The sequence below is a fragment of the Clostridium neonatale genome (assembly GCF_001458595.1).
Taxonomy (GTDB): domain Bacteria; phylum Bacillota; class Clostridia; order Clostridiales; family Clostridiaceae; genus Clostridium; species Clostridium neonatale.
Window position 1 is genome coordinate 391,606 of the sequence record NZ_LN890327.1, and the last position, 21,582, is coordinate 413,187.

18 protein-coding genes and 1 pseudogene are annotated in these 21,582 nt (G+C 26.9%); 16 read left to right on the plus strand and 3 right to left on the minus strand.

The window, feature by feature from the left end; translation table 11 throughout:
* Positions 1 to 51 precede the first annotated feature (51 nt).
* A complete protein-coding gene (locus BN2920_RS05255; RefSeq protein WP_058293965.1) occupies positions 52 to 822 on the minus strand; it encodes an ABC transporter ATP-binding protein in 771 nt (256 codons plus the stop codon).
* Between the two features lie 262 nt (positions 823 to 1,084).
* On the opposite strand from BN2920_RS05255, the gene BN2920_RS05260 reads away from it, so the two are divergent.
* The 12 genes and pseudogenes from BN2920_RS05260 to BN2920_RS05310 all read left to right on the plus strand — a co-directional run bounded on the left by BN2920_RS05260 (position 1,085) and on the right by BN2920_RS05310 (position 15,451).
* Positions 1,085 to 1,660: a TetR/AcrR family transcriptional regulator C-terminal domain-containing protein gene (locus BN2920_RS05260; protein WP_058293966.1), complete on the plus strand. Its 576-nt coding sequence runs from the start codon at positions 1,085 to 1,087 to the stop codon at positions 1,658 to 1,660.
* 106 nt (positions 1,661 to 1,766) lie between these two features.
* The gene (locus BN2920_RS21240; RefSeq protein ID WP_157065759.1) at positions 1,767 to 1,937 is read left to right on the plus strand and encodes a hypothetical protein; all 171 of its coding nucleotides are present in this window, start codon (positions 1,767 to 1,769) and stop codon (positions 1,935 to 1,937) included.
* Positions 1,938 to 1,968: 31 nt separating this feature from the next.
* Positions 1,969 to 2,955 carry an aldo/keto reductase gene (locus BN2920_RS05265; RefSeq protein WP_058293967.1) on the plus strand — a complete coding sequence of 329 codons (987 nt, stop codon included), beginning with the start codon at positions 1,969 to 1,971 and terminating at the stop codon, positions 2,953 to 2,955.
* 74 nt (positions 2,956 to 3,029) lie between these two features.
* Positions 3,030 to 3,251 carry an MATE family efflux transporter gene (locus BN2920_RS05270; protein ID WP_058293968.1) on the plus strand — a complete coding sequence of 74 codons (222 nt, stop codon included), beginning with the start codon at positions 3,030 to 3,032 and terminating at the stop codon, positions 3,249 to 3,251.
* A 793-nt stretch (positions 3,252 to 4,044) separates the two neighbouring features.
* Positions 4,045 to 5,754, plus strand: coding sequence for a methyl-accepting chemotaxis protein (locus BN2920_RS05275; RefSeq protein ID WP_058293969.1), 1,710 nt, complete (start codon positions 4,045 to 4,047; stop codon positions 5,752 to 5,754).
* Positions 5,755 to 6,522: 768 nt separating this feature from the next.
* Positions 6,523 to 7,905, plus strand: a complete 1,383-nt coding sequence (locus BN2920_RS05280; RefSeq protein ID WP_058293970.1) for a methyl-accepting chemotaxis protein — start codon at positions 6,523 to 6,525, stop codon at positions 7,903 to 7,905.
* Between the two features lie 113 nt (positions 7,906 to 8,018).
* The gene (locus BN2920_RS05285) at positions 8,019 to 8,465 is read left to right on the plus strand and encodes a hypothetical protein (RefSeq protein WP_058293971.1); all 447 of its coding nucleotides are present in this window, start codon (positions 8,019 to 8,021) and stop codon (positions 8,463 to 8,465) included.
* A 221-nt stretch (positions 8,466 to 8,686) separates the two neighbouring features.
* Entirely contained in the window at positions 8,687 to 10,702 is a 2,016-nt protein-coding gene (locus BN2920_RS05290) for a methyl-accepting chemotaxis protein (RefSeq protein WP_058293972.1), read from the plus strand.
* Between the two features lie 209 nt (positions 10,703 to 10,911).
* Positions 10,912 to 11,412 carry a hypothetical protein gene (locus BN2920_RS05295; RefSeq protein ID WP_058293973.1) on the plus strand — a complete coding sequence of 167 codons (501 nt, stop codon included), beginning with the start codon at positions 10,912 to 10,914 and terminating at the stop codon, positions 11,410 to 11,412.
* Positions 11,413 to 12,300: 888 nt separating this feature from the next.
* Positions 12,301 to 12,495: a TetR/AcrR family transcriptional regulator gene (locus BN2920_RS05300; protein WP_058293974.1), complete on the plus strand. Its 195-nt coding sequence runs from the start codon at positions 12,301 to 12,303 to the stop codon at positions 12,493 to 12,495.
* Between the two features lie 245 nt (positions 12,496 to 12,740).
* Positions 12,741 to 13,103: pseudogene (locus tag BN2920_RS05305) on the plus strand (aldo/keto reductase); the annotation flags it as partial.
* 365 nt (positions 13,104 to 13,468) lie between these two features.
* Positions 13,469 to 15,451, plus strand: a complete 1,983-nt coding sequence (locus tag BN2920_RS05310) for a KUP/HAK/KT family potassium transporter (RefSeq protein ID WP_058293975.1) — start codon at positions 13,469 to 13,471, stop codon at positions 15,449 to 15,451.
* A 296-nt stretch (positions 15,452 to 15,747) separates the two neighbouring features.
* On the opposite strand, the gene BN2920_RS05315 is transcribed toward BN2920_RS05310, so the two are convergent.
* The gene (locus BN2920_RS05315; protein ID WP_058293976.1) at positions 15,748 to 16,329 is read right to left on the minus strand and encodes a histidine phosphatase family protein; all 582 of its coding nucleotides are present in this window, start codon (positions 16,327 to 16,329) and stop codon (positions 15,748 to 15,750) included.
* Positions 16,330 to 16,500: 171 nt separating this feature from the next.
* Positions 16,501 to 17,346, minus strand: a complete 846-nt coding sequence (locus tag BN2920_RS05320) for an aldo/keto reductase (protein ID WP_058293977.1) — start codon at positions 17,344 to 17,346, stop codon at positions 16,501 to 16,503.
* A gap of 111 nt (positions 17,347 to 17,457) precedes the next feature.
* Between BN2920_RS05320 and BN2920_RS05325 the strand changes: the two genes are divergently transcribed.
* The 4 genes from BN2920_RS05325 to licT all read left to right on the plus strand — a co-directional run bounded on the left by BN2920_RS05325 (position 17,458) and on the right by licT (position 21,317).
* Positions 17,458 to 17,871 (plus strand): MerR family transcriptional regulator, encoded by a 414-nt coding sequence (locus BN2920_RS05325; RefSeq protein WP_058293978.1) that lies wholly within the window; start codon positions 17,458 to 17,460, stop codon positions 17,869 to 17,871.
* 336 nt (positions 17,872 to 18,207) lie between these two features.
* Positions 18,208 to 18,336 carry a hypothetical protein gene (locus BN2920_RS22275; protein WP_268259050.1) on the plus strand — a complete coding sequence of 43 codons (129 nt, stop codon included), beginning with the start codon at positions 18,208 to 18,210 and terminating at the stop codon, positions 18,334 to 18,336.
* A 239-nt stretch (positions 18,337 to 18,575) separates the two neighbouring features.
* Positions 18,576 to 20,009 carry a glycoside hydrolase family 1 protein gene (locus BN2920_RS05330; protein WP_058293979.1) on the plus strand — a complete coding sequence of 478 codons (1,434 nt, stop codon included), beginning with the start codon at positions 18,576 to 18,578 and terminating at the stop codon, positions 20,007 to 20,009.
* Between the two features lie 477 nt (positions 20,010 to 20,486).
* Positions 20,487 to 21,317 (plus strand): BglG family transcription antiterminator LicT, encoded by an 831-nt coding sequence (gene licT, locus BN2920_RS05335; protein WP_058293980.1) that lies wholly within the window; start codon positions 20,487 to 20,489, stop codon positions 21,315 to 21,317.
* Positions 21,318 to 21,582 lie beyond the last annotated feature (265 nt).

The window sequence follows — 21,582 nt, forward strand, 5'->3', positions numbered from 1 at the left end:
TCCTTATTCATGTTTAAATTTATATTTAAAGCTTATTCTAATAAAATAGGTCTATTTTACCATTCCTATTGGATTAACTGATGGTATATTATTACTGTCTATAGTTATTTCAGCATCTACTTTGTATACTTCCCTAAGAAGTTCTTTAGTCAGCACTTCTTTAGGATTTCCTTTGCTATATACCTTTCCATCATGAATAACTATAATTTCATCTGCATATCTAGCTGCTAAGTTTAAATCGTGAATTGCAATTACTGTAATAATATCATTTTTATAAGTTATTTTTTTGATAATATCTAATATTTCAAATTGTCTATATATATCAAGATTATTAAGTGGTTCATCTAAAAGTAAAACCTTAGGATCTTTAATAATTGCTTGAGCTAAGGATACCATCTGCTGTTGACCACCACTTAACTCAGTCATGCGTTTTTTTGCTAGCCCATCTATATTAAGTTTCTTCATTATGGACATTACCTTTATCAGTTCTTCATCACTAATTCTAAGTGATAATGAATCAATCATACCAAGCAATATAACTTCAAATACTGTTAGGACTGAATTTGTAGGTAAAAACTGAGGAAAATATCCAAGGTATTTTGAATAAAATTCTTTATAATTCTTATCAATTTTTCTTTCATTAAAACTAATAGTTCCTTTTTTTACTTTATTAATACCAGCTATTGCTTTTATAAGTGTTGATTTTCCTGCACCATTTGGCCCTATAACTGATATAATCTTAGGTTTAAAAACTAAATTAACATCTGATAATATAGTTTTATTACCGTAACCTATACTTAAATCTTCTATTTTTAAATCCATCTAGTACACTTTCCTTTCTCTTAAGATAATAGATAGTAAGAACGGTAGAATATAACTATTTTTCTTATTGGATTTCCTTATCAATTTAAGGAGCTGTTGCATTAAGAAATGTAGCCATAACATTTTGTTGTAGAATTCAAAGTTCAACTACAATATATTGTAGTTTTTATTCTTTGTGCGACTGCCCCTTTCATTATTCAGTTTATTATGTTTGATATTTAATTGGGTTTTGGGTAAAATTGAATTGAGGTAGGTGATAGTAATGGCTATAAATGTTAAGAATTTATTAGCTACTGCACTATTAGAATTATGTGAGATGCAGTCTTTAGAGTCAATGACAATTAAGCAGTTATTAGATAAAACAGGAATTAGCAGGCAAACATTCTATAATCATTTTATTGATAAAAATGATTTAATTCAATATGTTTATGATACAAGGATTGTTCCAGAGTTTAATGATAAAAATATGAGTATGAACTTTTATGATTCACTTCTTCTTGCTTTTGAAAATATGAAAAAATATCATTGCTTTATGAAACAAGCATCCATGATGGAAGGACAGAATTGCTTAAAAGATTATATCTTTGAGCATTGCAAAGAATTTGATCTTAAGTGGCATCAGGAATTATATGGTTCTAAACTAATGCCTGAAACTCTAAAATTTGCTACAATTTATCATGCTAGTGCATCAAGTGCTATGACTTTATCATGGATTTTATCTGATATGCCAGTTTCATGTGAAGAAATCGTAAGAATGATTGTAGAAATGAGAGGAATTGGTATGAAGGAACTTTTTAAAGACGGTGAAAATACGGGAAATCCATATAGTAAAAGTTGACAATTTTATAAGAATGTCAATTTCTTGACATTTCATATTTTATGTAAATTGAAGTCTCTTACTCTTTTCAATAATATTATATTTAAAAAGAGGGGAGACTTTTTTGATGGATATAAAGATAAATGAGAAAGAGCAAGCTGTTGCTCCAAAAACAATCAGGATAGATTATAAGGCTTTTGAAAAAACAAATGCGACATCTATATTCTATATATTAGATGAAAATGCAAGTATGATGATAAATAGTAAGGGAACAAATATAATCATAAGTTTAGTTTAAAAGAAGTTATAAGATAATAGGAGGTCATTTTATGGAATATGTAAAATTAGGTGATTCAGATTTAATGGTATCTAAGGTATGTTTAGGATGTATGGGTTTTGGTGAAGCACAAAAAGGAATGCATTCATGGACTTTGCCTTATGAAGAGTCTAAAAAGATTATTAAATATGCATTAGATAATGGTATTAATTTCTTTGATACTGCAATGGGTTATCAAAGGGGAACAAGTGAAGCGTTCTTAGGAAAAGCTATCAAAGAATATGCCAAAAGAGAGGATGTTATCATTGCTACAAAGTTTATTCCTCGAACTCAAGAAGAGATTGAACAAGGGATTGATGCTAAACAGCACATTGAGAATTGCTTAAATGGGAGTCTAAAAAGATTAGATATGGATTATGTTGATTTATATATTCTTCATATGTGGGATTATAATACACCTATTGAAGATATTATGGCAGCTTTACATGATGTTATAAGGCAAGGAAAAGTCAGATATATTGGAATATCTAACTGTTATGCATGGCAGATTGCCAAGGCTAATGAGATAGCTAAAGCAAAAGGTTATGAACAATTTGTATCTATTCAAGGTCACTATAATTTAATCTTCAGAGAAGAAGAAAGAGAAATGAAACCATATTGTGTTGCTCATAACATTGCTATGACACCATATAGTGCGTTAGCATCTGGAAGATTAGCTAAACATCCTGGTGAAGAGTCTAAACGCTTAAGTGAAGATATTTATGCGAAAGGGAAATATGATATAACACATGATGAAGATTTAGCAATTATTCATAGAGTTGAAGAATTAGCTGAGAAAAAAGGTGTCTCTATGACTGAAATATCATTGGCTTGGTTACTTACAAAAGTCATTTCACCTATTATTGGTGCAACAAAACCACATCATATTGATGGAGCTGTTAAGGCAGTAACAGTTAAATTGACGGATGAAGAAATTATTTATTTAGAAGAACTTTATAAACCTCATAGCTTAGTTGGAGTTATGGCAGAAAATAAGTAGAATGAATGAAACAGTTTTTTGGATAAAAATACGGGGAGGATAAAATATTATTTAGTAATAAGGATTTAAAAAACATGATTGTTCCTTTGTTTTTAGAACAATTATTGGTGATGATGGTAGGTATTGTAGATACTTTTGTTGTAAGTTTTGTAGGGGAATCAGCAGTATCAGAAGTCTCACTCGTGAATATGTTTAATACTGTTTTTATCTATCTATTTACAGCAATTGCTTCAGGTGGTGCAGCTATCATTAGTCAATATATTGGCAATAAAGATGAAGAAAATAGTGTTAAATAATCAAGTCAATTACTCATGTTTTCTACAATATTTTCAATTATACTAATAATGCAATGGCTCTAATAAGAAATAGAAAAGGTACAATCATTACCTATTGAAGTTTAAGAAGTAATCAGAATAATATTATGAATACTTAATTCGACAATTCTATCCCAAATTGACTTGAGATAAAAGGCAGTTTAACTATTTCTTCAAAAAGTATTCTCAACTGAATTTAAGGAAATCCATAAACAAGAATTGAATAATTAAAGTAAAAAAATCCTAATTACTAAATAAAATAGTGACTAGGATTTTTTGTTAGATTTTGATAGTTACAGTGAATACCTCTGATTATATTTTACTATATAACGACAAAATTTGCAAAGCGAAAATATAATAGAATCCTTTGTAAAGAAAAATTTAAAGAGGTATACCTACATAAATTAGAAAGCACAATTATTTTTATGCACATACAATATTGATATATATAATTTTTTATAAAAATAAAAAATAAATTGTTAATTTAAAAGGTTTTTTTATAATAATTTAATATTTTTGTATATTTATAAAAAAATGACTAGACAAAATATTTATCTTGTTTTATTATTGAAACAAAAGTCTATAAATGTAAAAATTGTGAAAATAATTACAAGAAACACTGCATAATATTTAAAATTAATAAATTATTCTAAATTTATAAGGAGGAGGAGAAAATAAATAAAAAATTTTAAATTATGAATAAAATTTGAGCACTAAATTATGAGTGCTTAGTCATTGAATTATAATAAAAACTTGAAAGGTGGATTCTATATTTATGAAATGGATAAAAGAAAAGTATAAAAATTATTCAATAAAAAAAAGAAATACAGTTTCCTTCGGAGCTATTATTGCAATGATGATTTTATTTATGATATTATCATTATCCACATTATCAAATGTAGGAAGTTTAAGTGAAAAGATATATAATGGCTCATATGTGACTAATGATACTGTATGGCAGATGAGAGTGAATCTTCAGGCATTAGATAAATATACATCTAGGGCAATTATTGAGAAAGATATAACTAAAAAAAATGAATATATAAAGATTGCAGATGAACATGCAGAAAGCTTGAAAAAGAATATGAACAGTATTAAAGGAAGACTTGAAGAAGACGATTCTATTGATACAAATTTGATAAATGAGTTTAACAAATATATGGATGAATCAGCAATTGAAAGACAAAAAGTAGTGGAATTAATAAGAAATGGTCATAATGAAGAAGCAGCAAATATGCTTACAACAACATATGCAGATACAATTGATAATGCTAGAGAAGTATTAGAAAAGATAGGCGATAATACGACTGCTAGTGCAGAGGAGTCTTTAAAGAAAAGTGACAGGATTACATTATATAACTTTATATTTACTGTTGCTGTTGGTGTTGTAATTATAGCTTTTTCAATTTGGATTATGAAGGTAATTAACTCTATTTTAGTTGAAGGAATACAAAGTTTAAGAAAAATTTCTTTAAATTTAAATGAAGGAAAACTAGAAACTGATAATACATATATTTCAAATGATGAAATTGGACAAGTAATAAGTGAAATGAATGAGTCAATAACTTTGTTAAAATCTTATGTTGATGATGAAGTTACTACATTAAATACTTTAGCAAGCGGAAATCTAGATATAGAATTAAATAAAGATATCGATTATAGAGGACAATTTAAAGAAATACAAACATCATTTGGAATTATAATAGATACATTAAATGATATTTTTAAGAACATGGCGGAATCATCTAAGTCAATAGCAGAGGGGTCAGAAGATATACATACAACAACAGAAATAATTTCAGAAGGATCTATGGAACAGGCTGGAGCAGTAGAAGAGTTACTTGCAAGTTTTACAGAAATATCAGATCAAGTAAAAGAGAATGCAAAAGATATAGAAAAGACAGAGGAATATCTAGAGTCAACCAAAATGATAGTTGATGAAGGAAATTCAAAAATGGATACTCTTAGAAACTCGATGAATGATATTAATGAGGCTGCACAACAAGTATCACAAGTAACAGAAACAATAGATGATATAGCATCACAAGTAAATTTGCTTGCCTTAAATGCAGCTATAGAAGCAGCAAGAGCTGGAGAATCAGGAAAGGGATTTGCTGTTGTAGCAGAAGAAGTTAGAAAACTCGCAGAAGAAGTTAAAATTGCAGCAGGAGATACAAGAGAAATAATTGAACATGCTATTTCAAAAGCTGGTGAAGGAAGTATGTTAGCTAATGAAACAGCGGAATCTTTACGTATAATTGTTAAAAATGTGGTAAGAACTACAGAATTATCAAAAAAAGTATCTGAAGTATCTAATAGTCAAAGTATTGCTATTGCACAAATGGTTGAAGGCGTGAATCAGATAGCAGATGTAGTTGAAAAGAACTCATCTACATTAGAAGAGATTACAAATTCAACTAATGAATTATCTAGACAAGCAACTAGAGTTGATGGAGAATTGGCTAGATATAAAGTAAAAAAATAGTGTGAGTAAATAGGCTAATGTTTTAAATTTATTCTTGATGAAAGTAAAGCTTATATAAATGAAGTGTGAAGAAATAGGTTTCACATTGTATAAAAATACAATAATAGAGATAAGTGATATGCTCAAATAGGTCTTGAGTTAACAGCAATATAATTACTAGGGCTTATAAAAAAGATATAGAAGAGAAAGTACTTTTATAGTAAATGACAATTAAAAAGAACTTTTATGTAAAAATATAAACTAACGTGTTGTGGTAATAAAAAACTCTAACAATAAGCAATCATCTCAACAAAAATATAATTAACTACAATAATATAATAAGGAGATGACTACAATGTTAGAGTTCACTTATTATAATGCTAAAAAAATTGATGAATGACTCTATCCGAATTATTGATAGCATGCCAATACAAGTTTGTAAATTTTTAAGAGATTATTTCAGTAAATGTTTCAAAGATATTGCTTCATATGGATATTGAGCTTTAAAAAATAAAAATATTTTGGCTTAAAACTTCATGCATTGGTTACCACAGATAGCTTTATTTTGATTTGTTCTTAGCATCTGCAGGAATTGATGATAGATAAGCAGTTTTTGAATTAATAGAAAATAAAACATTAATAAAAATAATTGCTGATAAAGGTTAAGTTGATGAATATTTAAAATAACAACTATAAAATGAAAAGAATATTTTGCTGATATCCTTAAAAAGAAAAAATCTGTGTGACACTATACTGCGAATTTTTGAAAAATATAATGGGAGATGAAAAATGATACAGAATTTAAAAAAAAGTATTTATAGAATTTTTAATTTCCGAAGTAAAGAAAATAATAAAATTATAGAAGATTTGAATAATAATTTAGAAAATTGTATTAAGAATAAGTGCCTTTTGAAGTCAGACAATGTTCAGAATGATAAGCTGGTTAGTAATATAAATAAATTACTTGAAGCCTATAATAATAATAATAAAAATATAGTAAAAATAAATGACATATTAAATGAAATAATAGGATTAGATTTAATTAGAGACATGATAATAAACATAAATTCTCAAACAGAATTTATAAATTCTATGGTTGCAACCAGCCAAGAATTATCAGCTACAATTGATAATATGTCTTCAAGTATTCAAGTTATAGCGGATAATTCTAATAATGGTAAAGTAGTTGCATTAAATAGTATTGATAAAGTTAATAAATCAGTAGAATTTATAGATACATCTTTTGAAGATATAGAAACTGCAATAACGAAAATGGAGAATATTGAAAAGAAGGTTGATGAAATAAGGAATGTCTTAAATATAATTCAGGAGATTTCTGATCAGACAACATTGTTATCTTTAAATGCTTCTATTGAAGCTGCGAGAGTAGGGGAACATGGAAAAGGTTTTATGGTTGTTGCAAATGAAATTAAAAAATTATCAGAATATACAAAGGAATCTGTGAGAACAATTAATAAAAGCATGATAGAATTACAAAATGAGACAGATGAATCTAGTTTAGCCACAAAAGGTATAATAAAAAAATTGAAGATTGGAAAATTAGAAATAGATAATATTGCCAGTTTAATTAATGATAGTGTAGAATTTATCAAAAAAATAGATGAAGAAATATCTAGCATAGTTGCTACAACTGAAGAACAAAATGCTGCAACATCTATGTTTGCAGAAGAATTGACAGAGGTGTCATCTGAAGCTGCTAAGATAGAAAATATATGTAGAAGCGTTGGAAATAAAGTATATTCATTAAGTAAAAATGTGGAGAATATAAGATCGCAAATATTAAAAAAAGAGATAGATGATTTGTCCATTAAAGAAAAAATAGATATTTATAAAGTAGACCATTTATTATGGAAATGGAAAATATATAATATGTTATTAGGAATAGATGATATAGATGCTGAGTGCGCATCTGACTATAAAGAATGTAGATTAGGAAAATGGTATTACAGAGAAGAGAATAAGGAAATATTAGATAATCCTATATTTAAGTCTATTGAAAATCCACATATAAATTTACATAAAAAAGCAAAAGAAGCTATTTACTTATATAGAAATGGTAATGTGGATTTATCAGAAAAAAAACTAGAAGAAATGGATTGTATATCATCAGATATAATTGATTTATTAGACACTTTTAAAACAAATATTTAAAAGTGTACATGTATAATGAGAATAATTTTCTATAGTGAATAATAAATAATATGAAGAAATAATTTAGTGTAAATTTTATGATTTAAGCAGATTTGGAGGTAGAAATTAATAAAATGGTGGAAGTATTATGTGATATTAATGATACGATATTTAGTGTTAAAAATACTATAGAAAAAGATTTATTGGAGTTGAATGAAACATCAAAAATATTGTATTGGAAAATAATCAACTCGAATAATTTATTTAATCACAAAATGAGAAATAAGGCAGAAATGTTACATAAGAATCTTACTAAAATAATAAATAAATATGAAGAATTATATGATAGAATTTCGGCTGTTGATAAATTGGGAGAAGAAATTAAGAGTATAGATGGTAAAAATAAGCTTAATAAAAGAGTAGATTTATTTGGTAAAGAGCTTGGTGAAATTTTAAATTGTATGAAAGTGCTACTCTTAGAACAATGTAATTTTAAATATTCATTAGAAATATTTGATAGAGAAGTTAAGAATGATTTATACAGAAAAGAAACTAATATTATAAAAAATCATGTTAATTAAAAAGTAGATATATAATTTGAAGAATTTACTGTGTTAAGAAATTTGGCTCAACACTAAAAACTTTGTGTGACAATATTAAGCAAGAATTTTTTTAGAATGTAATAAATTTGCATTAACATCTTAATTCTGTCAAGAACACATTTGTGTGTTGAGCTAGAAATTTTAATGTAAGGAAAATTTAATTATATTGAGAATATCATAAATTGAGGTGATTAATAAATATGAAGAAAATTGAAAGATATAAAGATATTTTTAGTAAGAAGAAAAGTTTAAGTTCATTAATATTGATATATGTTACAACTATTTGTATTTTATTAATGGGTACTATTACGATTATAAATATTTCTAAGGTTTATAATAATACAAAAAAGCAGGCTCAGGAGTATTTAAAAAATACTGCTTTAACTAGTAAGGAAAATTTTAACTCATGGTTTGATAATAAAATTGGTATATTAAAATTGGTAGAAAATAATATTGAATTATTGAATTGGGATACAGAAGAGAATGCAGCTGTTTTACAAGAATATATGGCTAAAGAAGCAAAAAATAATAATGAAATATTAGCTATATATTTTGCAAATGTGGATGGAAATTATGTAGATTCAAGTGGATGGATACCAGAGGCAGGTTATAATGCTAAGGATAGAGATTGGTATAAAGATGCTGTAGATTCAGATGGATACTATATAAGTGCCCCATATTCAGATGCTGAGAGTGGAGGCCTAGTAATTACTATATCAAAAAATATAAAAATCAATAATAATCTAGTAGGTGTAATTGCATTAGATGTACCTATAGATAAATTAAAAGAATTTATAAATAACTTAACATATGAAGATGGAAGTTATGCATTCATTATAGATGATAAAGAGCAAATTATAGTTCATCCCAATGAAGATATTATGCCAAAGGATGGAAAGATATTAAAAATTTCCGATTTTCCAGTTGATTATAATGGGATTTTAAATTCGGAAGATGGAAATATAAATAATAGTGTAGATATTCAAGGAAATAAATGTTATAGCGTTGTTGAAACTTTGGATTATGGAAATTGGAGGATAATATTCAACTATCCAAAGAAAATTATTCAAAAAGAACTAGTTAAAGAAATAGGTTTAAATACATCAGTATTAGTAATATCTATTATAATTAGTGGAGTTCTTATTTCTAAATTTTCGAAAAAGTATATTACACCAATAGAAGAAACAAGTAATTTATTAAATGAATTTAGCAAAGGAAACTTAAAACTTGATTCAAGCAATATTGATAAAAATAGTAAAGAAGTTATAGAAATGACTGAAATGGTTGATAATGTTGCTAATACATTATCTGGATATGTAATTGAAATTTCTAATGTTTTAGGTGAATTTTCTAAAGGTAATTTTACTGTAATACCACAATTAGATTATATAGGAGATTTTTACACAATTAAAGAATCTATGTTGTCTATATCTAACAAATTAAATGACACATTAAGTAGTATTAGTAATTCAGCAGATGAATTAAAAGGTAGAGCAAATAATATAGAAAAAGTATCTAACAATATAGCAAATGCTGCGACTGATCAATCAAGTATAATAGAAGAATTTATAGCTTCTACAGAAGAAATATCGGGTAATATTATAAAGAGTATGGAGCAAATAGAGGAAAGTAGTAAAATATCACAATCAGCTAAAGAATATGCTATACATGGTACAGAAACTATAAATGAAATGCTTGAATCAATGAATGAAATAAGTGTAGCAAGTAAAAGCATATCAAATATTATAAAAATTATAGATGAAATAGCAAGTCAAACTAATTTATTAGCATTAAATGCAGCTATAGAATCAGCAAGAGCTGGTGAGGCTGGAAAAGGATTTGCGGTAGTTGCTGAAGAGGTACGAGAATTAGCTAACAGAAGCATAGAAACTGTAAGACAGATAGAAAATATAATTATAGATACTCTTAAAAAAGTTGAACATGGTCAAGAGGTTGCAAATAATACAGCTAAATCTTTTGATAATATTGTTAATTCAATTGAATGTAGTGTAGAAATAACAGAAAATCTTCTTGACAATAGTAAAAGTCAAAAAGTAGCTCTTGAAGAATTGATGCTTGGTACAAAGCAAATATCTAATATTGTAGAAAACAATTTATATACTTCACAAGAAAGTTCATCTGTTAGTGAAGAATTATTATCTCAAGCAATTAGCTTAAAACAACTTATCGAATATTTTAAATTAAAGCAAGAGTAAAGTTTATGAATATAAAAAAACAAATATTAGATGATATGAACAAAAATGAATTATTATAAAGTTGGTATATAAATAAAATGTTAAAAATGCATATCTAATTAAAAAATGAAGATAAATGTATAAAAAGATTATTTAAAGATAAAAGAATAATTAAGTTGTGTGCTTGTTATAATCAATATTTAAAATTTGGAAGGAAGAAATATTAGGATATGGGATATAACATAATTGATATAGTAAATAAGTGCATTATTATAGAAGAAAATAAAAGAAAGATTTTTAAAAAAATCATTAATGAGGATTCGCTTAATCTTATTAAGAGCGAATTAATTAGATTAAGGTTAATTGTGTTAGTAAAAACATTTCTAAAAGATATAGATAGGGTAATAGATTATTATGAAGAATTAAAAAATAGAATAAATATATCGAGTATTGAAGAAATTGATTTTAGAACTTATGATAAAATAGCATTTTTAATGAATGAATATGATAATAAAATAAAGTATATGGATTTAGATGAAATATCACCTAAAGAATATGTGGATATTACATTAGATTTAACTAAAGATAAATACGCATTACTCATTGATATACAAGGAAGATTGTATAATAATACTAATGATAATAAAAGTAGTACATATGAGGTTTTAACCAATTTAATAAATCATACAGATAATCATATTAAAGTAATAGAGAATATAGTCTCATTGTAAGAAGAACGAACTTTAATATCTTTCAGCTATAGGTATAAAATATGAATGAGTATGAGAAATTTCACCCAATAAATGGGAGAAGAAATAAGTTAGTATCAGATAGAATTAATGATTCATTAATTAGAAAAACGGATTGGAAACATTTTGTCAAAGGGAATAATAACCAGCTAATTTAATATCAATACGATAATAGATAATTCTCTAAATGGTGCTAATGCTTAGAATGATATTAAAAGCATTAGCACATAATATTTATTTTATAGGTGTTAATTTTTGAAGGGGGAAATAATTTTGTGTATTCCTAACTTTTTCTTAGAAATAATCAAAATTTTCAGTTTTAAATTTATTAAACAATTTCGTCAGTAATTATAGTAATATGCAATACTTCTTCTATTGCTCATATTGTATATTATAACCAAAGTATGGCAATAATATGCAATAGGGCAAATATTTATTAGAGGACTTTATTAGTTAAGTGTATCTTAACTCTAGAGTCCTTTTGTTATGCATTTTTTGCAATGATATCACTGTAAGCGTAAAAGAATTCACGTATAGAAATGAAATCTTGGTAATGTTAAAATAAGCCCAACAGTTGAAATTGATGTTGGGAAAAAAATTTAATATTAATTCTTTTTAGATGTAGAATACAAGGTATCTGGAAGCTTAGAAGACCAAGGCATGAAATCTTTTAATAAATGCATATCTCTATTTTCTGTTACTTTCTAATCTATTTTTTTAACTTCACTCATAAAAAATGCCTCCTGTTAAAATATTTTATTTCAATTTTAACAAAAGGCTATATTTCCTTTGTAGGCGTTGTTTCTTTGACGTTTACGTTTATAACATTTGATATTCAATTGGTTTTTGGGTAAAATTGAATTGAGGTAGGTGATAGTAATAGCTATAAATGTTAAGAATTTATTAGCTACTGCACTATTAGAACTTTGTGAGACACAGTCTTTAGAGTCAATGACAATTAAGCAGTTATTAGATAAAACAGGAATTAGTAGGCAAACATTCTATAATCATTTCATTGATAAAAATGATTTAATTCAATATGTTTATGATACAAGGATAGTTTGAGATTTTAATGATAAGAATATTAGTATGAACTTTTATGATTCACTTCTTATTGCTTTTGAAAATATGAAAAATATCATTGTTTTATGAAACAAGCATCTATGGTAGAATGACAGAATTGCTTAAAAGACTATATCTTTGAGCATTGCAAAGAATTTGATATTAAGTGGCATCAGGAATTATATGGCTCTAAAGTAATGCCTGAAACTCTGAAATTTGCTACAATTTATCATGCTAGAGCATCAAGTGCTATGACACCATATAGCGCGTTAGCATCTGGAAGATTAGCTAAACATCCTGGTGAAGAGTCTAAACGCTTAAGTGAAGATATTTATGCGAAAGGAAAATATGATATAACACATGATGAAGATTTAGCAATTATTCATAGAGTTGAAGAATTAGCTGAGAAAAAAGGTGTTTCTATGACTGAAATATCATTGGCTTGGTTACTTACAAAAGTCACTTCACCTATTATTGGTGCAACAAAACCACATAATATTGATGGAGCTGTTAAGGCAGTAGCAGTTAAATTGACTGATGAAGAAATTATTTATTTAGAAGAACTTTATAAACCTCATCGCTTAGTTGGAGTTATGGCAGAAAATAAATAGTAAGTTTCATTTGTTCATTATTTTATGGATTATTAAAAAGTGAATATTATAAATGCTTTAGTTTGCATATATCTGTAATTTTATACCTGTAGCTATGAATTTGATAATGCGAGAACCATAGTATGTGCCATTAAAAAAGTGTCCGATTAATTGGGCACTTTTTTAATAAATAAGGTTTTCATTTTTTAAAATGTGAATAATTTGATAATGAATAGTAAGGAAATAAAAAAAGTGGTAAAAAAATTATCAAAGTAATAAATTTTGCAAAGGAAGTTTACAGATATAGACACTTTAAATTTAGAGTACTATAATCTAGTGAGTTACTTATACTTAATAATACAATTTATGGAGGAAATAAACTAAAAATGAAAAAAGAAATTAGTATAGCATCATTGCTTATAGCCTTAGGAATAGTGTATGGAGATATAGGTACATCCCCTTTATATGTTATGAAATCAATGGTTATGGTAAATAATGGACAAATTTCAAGTGAACTTATTTTAGGAGGAATTTCTTTAGTAATTTGGACATTAACTCTTCAAACAACCATAAAATATGTAATGATAACATTAGAAGCAGATAATAAAGGTGAGGGAGGAATATTTTCTCTATATACATTAGTTAGAAAAAATGCGAAGTGGCTTATTATTCCAGCAGTAGTAGGAGGAGCTTCATTACTTGCAGATGGAATGATTACTCCACCTGTAACAGTAACATCTGCAATAGAAGGTTTAACTTTGGTTTTACCTATTAATACAGAGGAAATAATATTAATAGTAGTTGCAATCTTAACTGTTGTATTTTTTATTCAAAGATTTGGAACAGATGTAATAGGAAAATTATTTGGTCCAATGATGGTTTTGTGGTTTTCAATGCTTTTTATAATAGGTTTTATTCAAATATTTAATTATCCAGAAATAATGAAAGCCTTGAATCCTTATTATGGTATACATTTAATTTTAACAAGTCCTAAAAGTATATCTATTTTAGGTGCAGTATTCCTTTGTACAACTGGTGCAGAGGCATTATATTCTGATATGGGGCATTGTGGTAAAAAAAATATACACTATACATGGATTTTTGTTAAGACCTGTTTAGTTATAAATTATTTAGGTCAAGGTGCATGGCTTTTATCAAGAGAAGGAAGCAGAATAAAAGATAACCCATTCTTTTTAATTATGCCAGAATGGTTTATAGTACCTGGAACAATAATAGCAACAATAGCAGCTATTATAGCTAGCCAAGCCCTTATAACAGGATCCTTTACATTAGTAGCAGAAGCAATAAAGTTGAATTTATTTCCAAAGCTTCAAGTTAATTATCCTAATAATGATAAAGGGAAAATTTACATACCAACAGTAAATGTTATACTTTATATTGGATGTATATTATTAGTTTTAAAATTTAAGAAGTCAGAAAACATGGAAGCTGCATATGGACTAGCTATTACAATAACAATGTTAATGACAACAATTTTATTAAATGAGTATTTAAGAATTAATAAGAAGAAAAAAGTTTTATCTTGGATAGTGTTTACAACTTTTGTAATCATTGAGTGTGGATTCTTATATGCAAACTTATTTAAATTTTTACATGGAGGATATGTAACTGTAATTATTGCAGGACTTCTTATTTTTCTTATGTATATATGGATATATGGTACTATTATTAGAAAAAGATTTAGACAGTATGTTAATTTATCAGATTTTCAGGAGCATTTTAAGGATCTTCAAGAAGATAAAGAATTACCTCTTTATGCTACAAATGTAGTTTATTTAACAGAATCTTTAAATTATAGGATGCTTGAGAAGAAAATAGTTTACTCTATATTCAATAAAGAGCCAAAACGAGCAAAATTTTATTGGTTCATAAATATAAAAGTGACAGACGAACCACATACAGAAGAATATGTAGTCAAGACACTTGTTCCCAATATGGCATATAGTGTTCAGTTTAATCTTGGATTTAGAATAGATCAAAGAATAAATATTTTCTTATATAAAGTAATTCAAGACTTAGCTAAAAGTGGAGAAATTAAGTATACTCCCAAAAAGTATATGCTGAATCAAAATAATGAATTTGTATTTGGAGACTTTAAATTTGTATTATTAGAAGAAGTTCTTTCAAATGAAAGTGAACTTTCAAAATGGGATAATTTTATAACAAGTACAAAATTATTAATTAAAAGATTAACAGTATCTCCGGCAAGATGGTTTGGAATAGACACTAGTAATGTAGTTATAGAAAAAGCACCAATTATAATAGGATATAAAGAAGCTCCAAATTTAATAAGAGTATTTCCAAAGGATATGCAAACTTGGAGGGGAAAGAAGTGTAGAAAATGTTAGCTATTATACATATAGGTGTTACTGCTTCATATTGTCAAGCACAGTTTTTAGTGTTGAGCCAAATAGGCTAAATTGCTAGCGCTTTGTAATTCTATCCTTAAACATTATTTACTCATTGTGTTAGTTAAAAAATTGATAAAACAATTTTTTATTCTATTTTTGTTTTGACTGTTTTTAACTAGCACAACAAGTAATTATAGTATATATGTTGCAATAATAAAATTTCATTTAAGATGTTTACAGGCTAAGTAAATACCAGCATACAAAATGTAGAAAAGTAATTGCAACATATATATTTAAGATAACTGACTAAAGTCATGATTTATTATTTCTATCAATTTAAATTCATCATTTTCAAATTCAAATTTTAGTATACAGCAATTACCTAGTCTTTCTTTTTGGTCAACATCACTAGTATGAGCCCAGTATCTCATAAATTGACGGCAAGCAGCTCCATGAGAGACAGCTAACACCGATTGATGATTATCGTTTTTCATAATAGAATACAGTGTTTCTGCAATTCTGTTTCTTAATTCAATTTCATCTTCACCACCATACTTAACAAAAAAATCTCCATAAGGCAATGGTGGATTCAAATCTTCACTTTCACCTTCAAAAGTACCAAAGTTCCACTCTTTAAGACCTTTTACTCTCTTATAAGGAATATTAGAAACATATTCTAATGTATCACAAGCTCTTTCAGATGTAGATGAATAAGCGTGGTCAAAAGTTATATTATTGTTTTTGAAATATTCTCCAGCAACAATCGCTTGTCTAACTCCTAGATCAGTTAAGGGGGCATCACACCATCCTTGAATTTTTTTTCTAACATTGAATAATGTTTGTCCATGTCTCATTAAATACAATATCTTTTTCATAAGTATCACTCCTAATATTAATTTTAGTATATATATTCTAATAAATAATCTGAATGTAATTTAAGAAATCTTGAAAAATTTTAAACTTTCATCACACTATTTGTATCCACAAGGGGCATAAATTGTGCATTTGACATTTTTAATTAGAACTTATATATGTTAATTAAAGTTCTATCTAATAAGATTTGCTAACATTTCTATTGATGATGCTTCTTGATGATTAAAGAAAGAACTTTCTTTTTTATCTAAAGCAGCTATTTTCTTCATATCATCTTCATTTAATTTAAAATTGAAGATATCAATATTCTGTAACATTCTTTCTTTGCTAACTGTTTTAGCTAGTGGAACAATCCCTCTTTGAACCAACCACCTTAAAATAATTTGTGCAACTGATTTGCCATATTTTTCTCCAATTGTTTTTAAAACAGGATTATTGAACATCCCATTTCTTCCTTCAGCAAAAGGAGCCCATGCTTCTAGTTGTACCCCGTACTTACTATTAAAATCTTGTGCTACTAATTGTTGATGGAATGGATTAATCTCAATTTGATTTACTGCAGGTATTACTTCATTAAATAAAGATAAGTCAACCAAACGATCTGGATAGAAATTTGATACCCCTATTGCCTTAATTTTTCCCTCTTTATATAATTGTTCCATAGCTCTATAAGTCCCATAGTAATCATTTAGTGGCTGGTGGATTAATACTAAATCCAAATAATCTAACTTCATTTTTTTCAACGAATCTTCGATAGAAACTTTTGCTTTCTCATATCCTCCATTACTAATCCATACTTTAGTTGTAATAAATAGTTCTTCTCTAGGTACAGATGATTTAGCTATAGCTTCTCCAACAGCGTCTTCATTTCCATATGATTGCGCTGTATCAATTAAGCGGTATCCAGCATCAATAGCATCTATTACAACCTTTATACATTCTTCTTTATTTGTGATTTGAAAAACTCCAAATCCAACTGCAGGCATATTTATTCCATTATTTAAAGTTACATATTCCACTTTAATCTCTCCTTTATTTTTATTATTTTATATTTTATAATAATCTTACCAGTAGGTAGTAACTACCTAGCAAGTGGTATTTTAATTTTTAATAATTTAGGAGGTAATTTCATGTCTACAACAAAAGAGGTATGTGAACAAGTAGGAATATCCTATGAAACATTAAAATTTTATTGTAAGGAAGGATTAGTACCAAACGTCAAAAGAGATAAAAATAACTATAGAGTGTTTGATGAAAAAAATGTTGCATGGTTAAAGGGATTGCAGTGCTTGAGAAAGTGTGGAATGAGCATTAAAGATATGAAATTATATATGAATTATTGCTTAGAAGGCCCTTCTACAATTAATCAAAGAAAAGAGATGCTTAATAAATTAAAAGAATCTTTGCTAGAGAAAATCAATGAACTTAATGAATGTATTGATTTCATTGACAACAAACAATCTTTCTATGACGATGTATTGGACGGAAAAATAAAATATATAAGTAATTTAATTGATATAGAAAATAAACAAGATATTCAATAAATAATGTAATAAGGGAAATGTGAATATATAAGTAAAAGGACAGTATCAATATTTTAAAACTAATTGCAGCTGTCCTTAATTTAACTTGAGTTTTTCCTGTAGAGATAATCTGAATGCATACGTTGAATATTTTTCATATTTATTTGGCAATTTAAATTTTTAAATTGAATAGAAATATATAAATTTTTATTAAGATACCTAATATTTTTATAATTACTCTTGACCTAAAGTTAACTTCAGGGAGTAAACTTTATCATAAAGTAAATCTTTGAGCGTCATGAAAGAACAAAGATAATTTACTATGATAGAAACTTATAAAAATTGGAGGAGAATAAAATGAAGTCTTTAAATGAAATTTTTAATTCAGCAATTGCTAAACAATTAACAAGATTGATTGAACTGGAAGAGTACACAGACTATAAAAATGCTTATAATAAATATTTAGTTTTTTTGCAAAGAAGATAAAATTATAAAATATAAATAAATGAAACCGTTGACAAAATATTTAGAATATTTTATATTATAAGTATAACAAGTGGATGGTTATTGTTAAAAAGACAAGCTAGACCTATTTGTATGAGTTTATAAGCATTACATTATGTGCAATTTCTTATATCTCTACAAATGGGTCTTTTATTTTTAAACAAACAATTTTAATTTATAAATTAAATCTAATTAAATCATTTAATAAGGAGGAACATTATATGATATTAAGTAAAGATTTTTTATGGGGCGGTGCTACAGCTGCTAACCAATTTGAAGGTGGATGGAATGTAGATGGTAAAGGTGCAAGTACAAGTGATATGCTGACAGCAGGAACTCACACAATTCCACGTAAAATTACTAAGGAAACTATTGATGGATTAAATTATCCAAGCCATGAAGCTATTGATTTTTATCACAGATATAAAGAAGATATTAAGCTATTTGCAGAAATGGGATTTAAGGTATTTAGGATGTCTATAGCATGGACACGTATATTCCCTAATGGCGATGATAAAGAACCTAATGAAGCAGGTTTAAAGTTTTATGATGATGTTTTTGATGAATTAAAAAAATATAATATAGAGCCATTAGTCACTATTTCACATTATGAGATGCCTTTTAATTTAACTAAAAAATATAATGGCTGGGCTTCAAGAAATCTAATAGATTTTTTTATTAACTATTGTAGTGTAATATTTAACAGATATAAGGACAAAGTTAAATACTGGCTTACATTTAATGAAATTAACTGTGGCACAATGCCAATGGGAGGATATCTTGGGCTTGGAATTTTAAATGAAGGCACAGAAGACTTTTTACATCAAAATGATAATAAGCAAATCCGTTTTCAAGCACTTCACCATCAATTTGTAGCAAGTGCAAAAGCAGTAAAGCTTGGTCATAGTATTAATAAAGACTTTAAAATAGGTTGTATGATTGCTCATATGACAACATATCCTTATACATGTAATCCAGATGATATATTACTTGCACAGAAAAAAAATCAATTAGCAAATGATCTTTGTGGAGATGTACAAGTCAGAGGTGAATACCCTTTCTTTGCTAAGAGATATTTTGAAGAAAACAATATTGTTTTAGATATAACTGAAGAGGATAAGAAGATTTTAAAAGAAGGAACAGTAGATTATTATACATTCAGTTATTATATGAGTAATTGTGAATCAGCATCAGGAGATGAAGACAAAACTTCAGGAAATTTACTTGGTGGAATTAAAAATCCATATCTTGAAGCAAGTGACTGGGGATGGCAGATTGATCCTAAAGGCTTAAGATATACTTTAAATGAATTATATGGAAGATACAATATTCCTCTTATGGTAGTTGAAAATGGTCTTGGGGCTTTTGATAAAGTTGAAGAAGATGGTTCAATTAATGATGATTATCGTATTGAATATTTAAAAGATCATATAATTCAAATGAAGGAAGCTGTTAAAGATGGGGTAGACTTAATTGGATATACTCCTTGGGGATGTATTGACCTTGTAAGTGCAAGTACTGGTGAAATGGAAAAGAGATATGGTTTTATTTATGTAGATAAAGATAATGCTGGAGAAGGTACATTAGACAGAAAGAAGAAAAAATCATTTGAATGGTACAAAAATGTAATAAAAACTAATGGGGAAGAACTATAACTTGCTTCATATTAAATTCTAGTAGATATTCTTAGTTAACTATTAAGTATATTTACTATTTGAGACAATTAAGTTTAGTTAAAAAGAAGAGACTGTGGCATTAAGACAATTACCACAATATTTTATTTTTAGATTTAAGCATTGAATATAATATATTATATTTTGTATTCTTTATGTCGCAGCTCTTTCTTTTATGTGCCTAAAGTAAAGCATTAAAATTTAGAATTTGATTCAAAAGTAAAAAAGATTTTTGTATAAAATCATATAAATTTATAAAAAAAGTATTGACAAGCCATTGTAAAAAAATTATAATAAAACCAAGATAAACGATTACATTAAGTCGGGATTGTTACTGATTCGATCAGGCTATACCTTAATTAATGAGAAGAAATATACTATTTATTTCTTTTGATTAATTAAGGTTTTTTATTTTAAAATATATAGTCAAGTATAGAATGGAATGTGAGGTGATGTGTATTGAAGATAGATAAGATTTTTAACAATAATGCAGTTATGGCTAAAGAAGACAATGGAAGGGATGCTGTTATTATTGGATGTGGACTTGCATTTAAAAAAAAAGTTGGCGATGAAATAGATGAATCACTAATAGAAAAAACTTTTATTTTAAAAGAAAAGGATACTTTGGAAAAGTTTAAAATGCTTTTAGAAGACATTCCTACAGAACAAATATCATTATGCTATGACATTGTAGAATATGCAAAGAACATGTTAAACTGTGAACTTAACGATTATATCTATGTAACATTAACTGATCATATAAGCTATACATTAAAGTTATTTGATGAAGGAATAGAAAGACCCAATATATTAATTTGGGAAATAAAAAAGTTTTATCCTAAGGAATACAATATTGGATTAAAAGCTTTGGAGTTTATTGAAAGTGAGACTGGTAAAAAGATTAATGAAGAAGAAGCTGGAAATATTGCACTCCACTTAATAACAGCTCAGCTTAATGAAAAAAATAATAAAATTGACACTGCTTATGATATGACTAAAAAGATTCAAGATATACTGAATATTGTAAAATATACCTATGATATTGAATTAGATGAAAAATCTTTAAGTTATGAAAGATTTATTACTCATTTAAGATTCTTCTTTAAAAGAGTTAATAATAAAGAGATGTATAGAGATGAAAATGAAGACTTTCTTTTACCACAAGTAAAGGAAAAATATAAAGATGCTTATAAGTGCATGCTTAAGATAGAAAAATATTTAAATATAGAGTTAAGTCATGAAGAACAGCTTTATTTGACACTTCATATTAAGCGTGTTGTAAATAGGTAAATAGAAATAATTAAATATTTAGGATTGTTACTGTTAAATCAGGCAAGACCAGAAGCTTAAGAATACAAAAGTAATTTGAGTATTGTTAAATTTTAGGTCTTGCCTTTTTGTATATAAGGCATATGAAAGAAAATAACAAGTCCAAATATGCCGAGAATATTTTTCATCAGACAATGAAGTAGATTGCCATCATAGCTGGGTCTATTATGGCAATTTACTGAAGAAGTATGATGGAAAATAGATAGGCAGATGACTTGTTATGTTT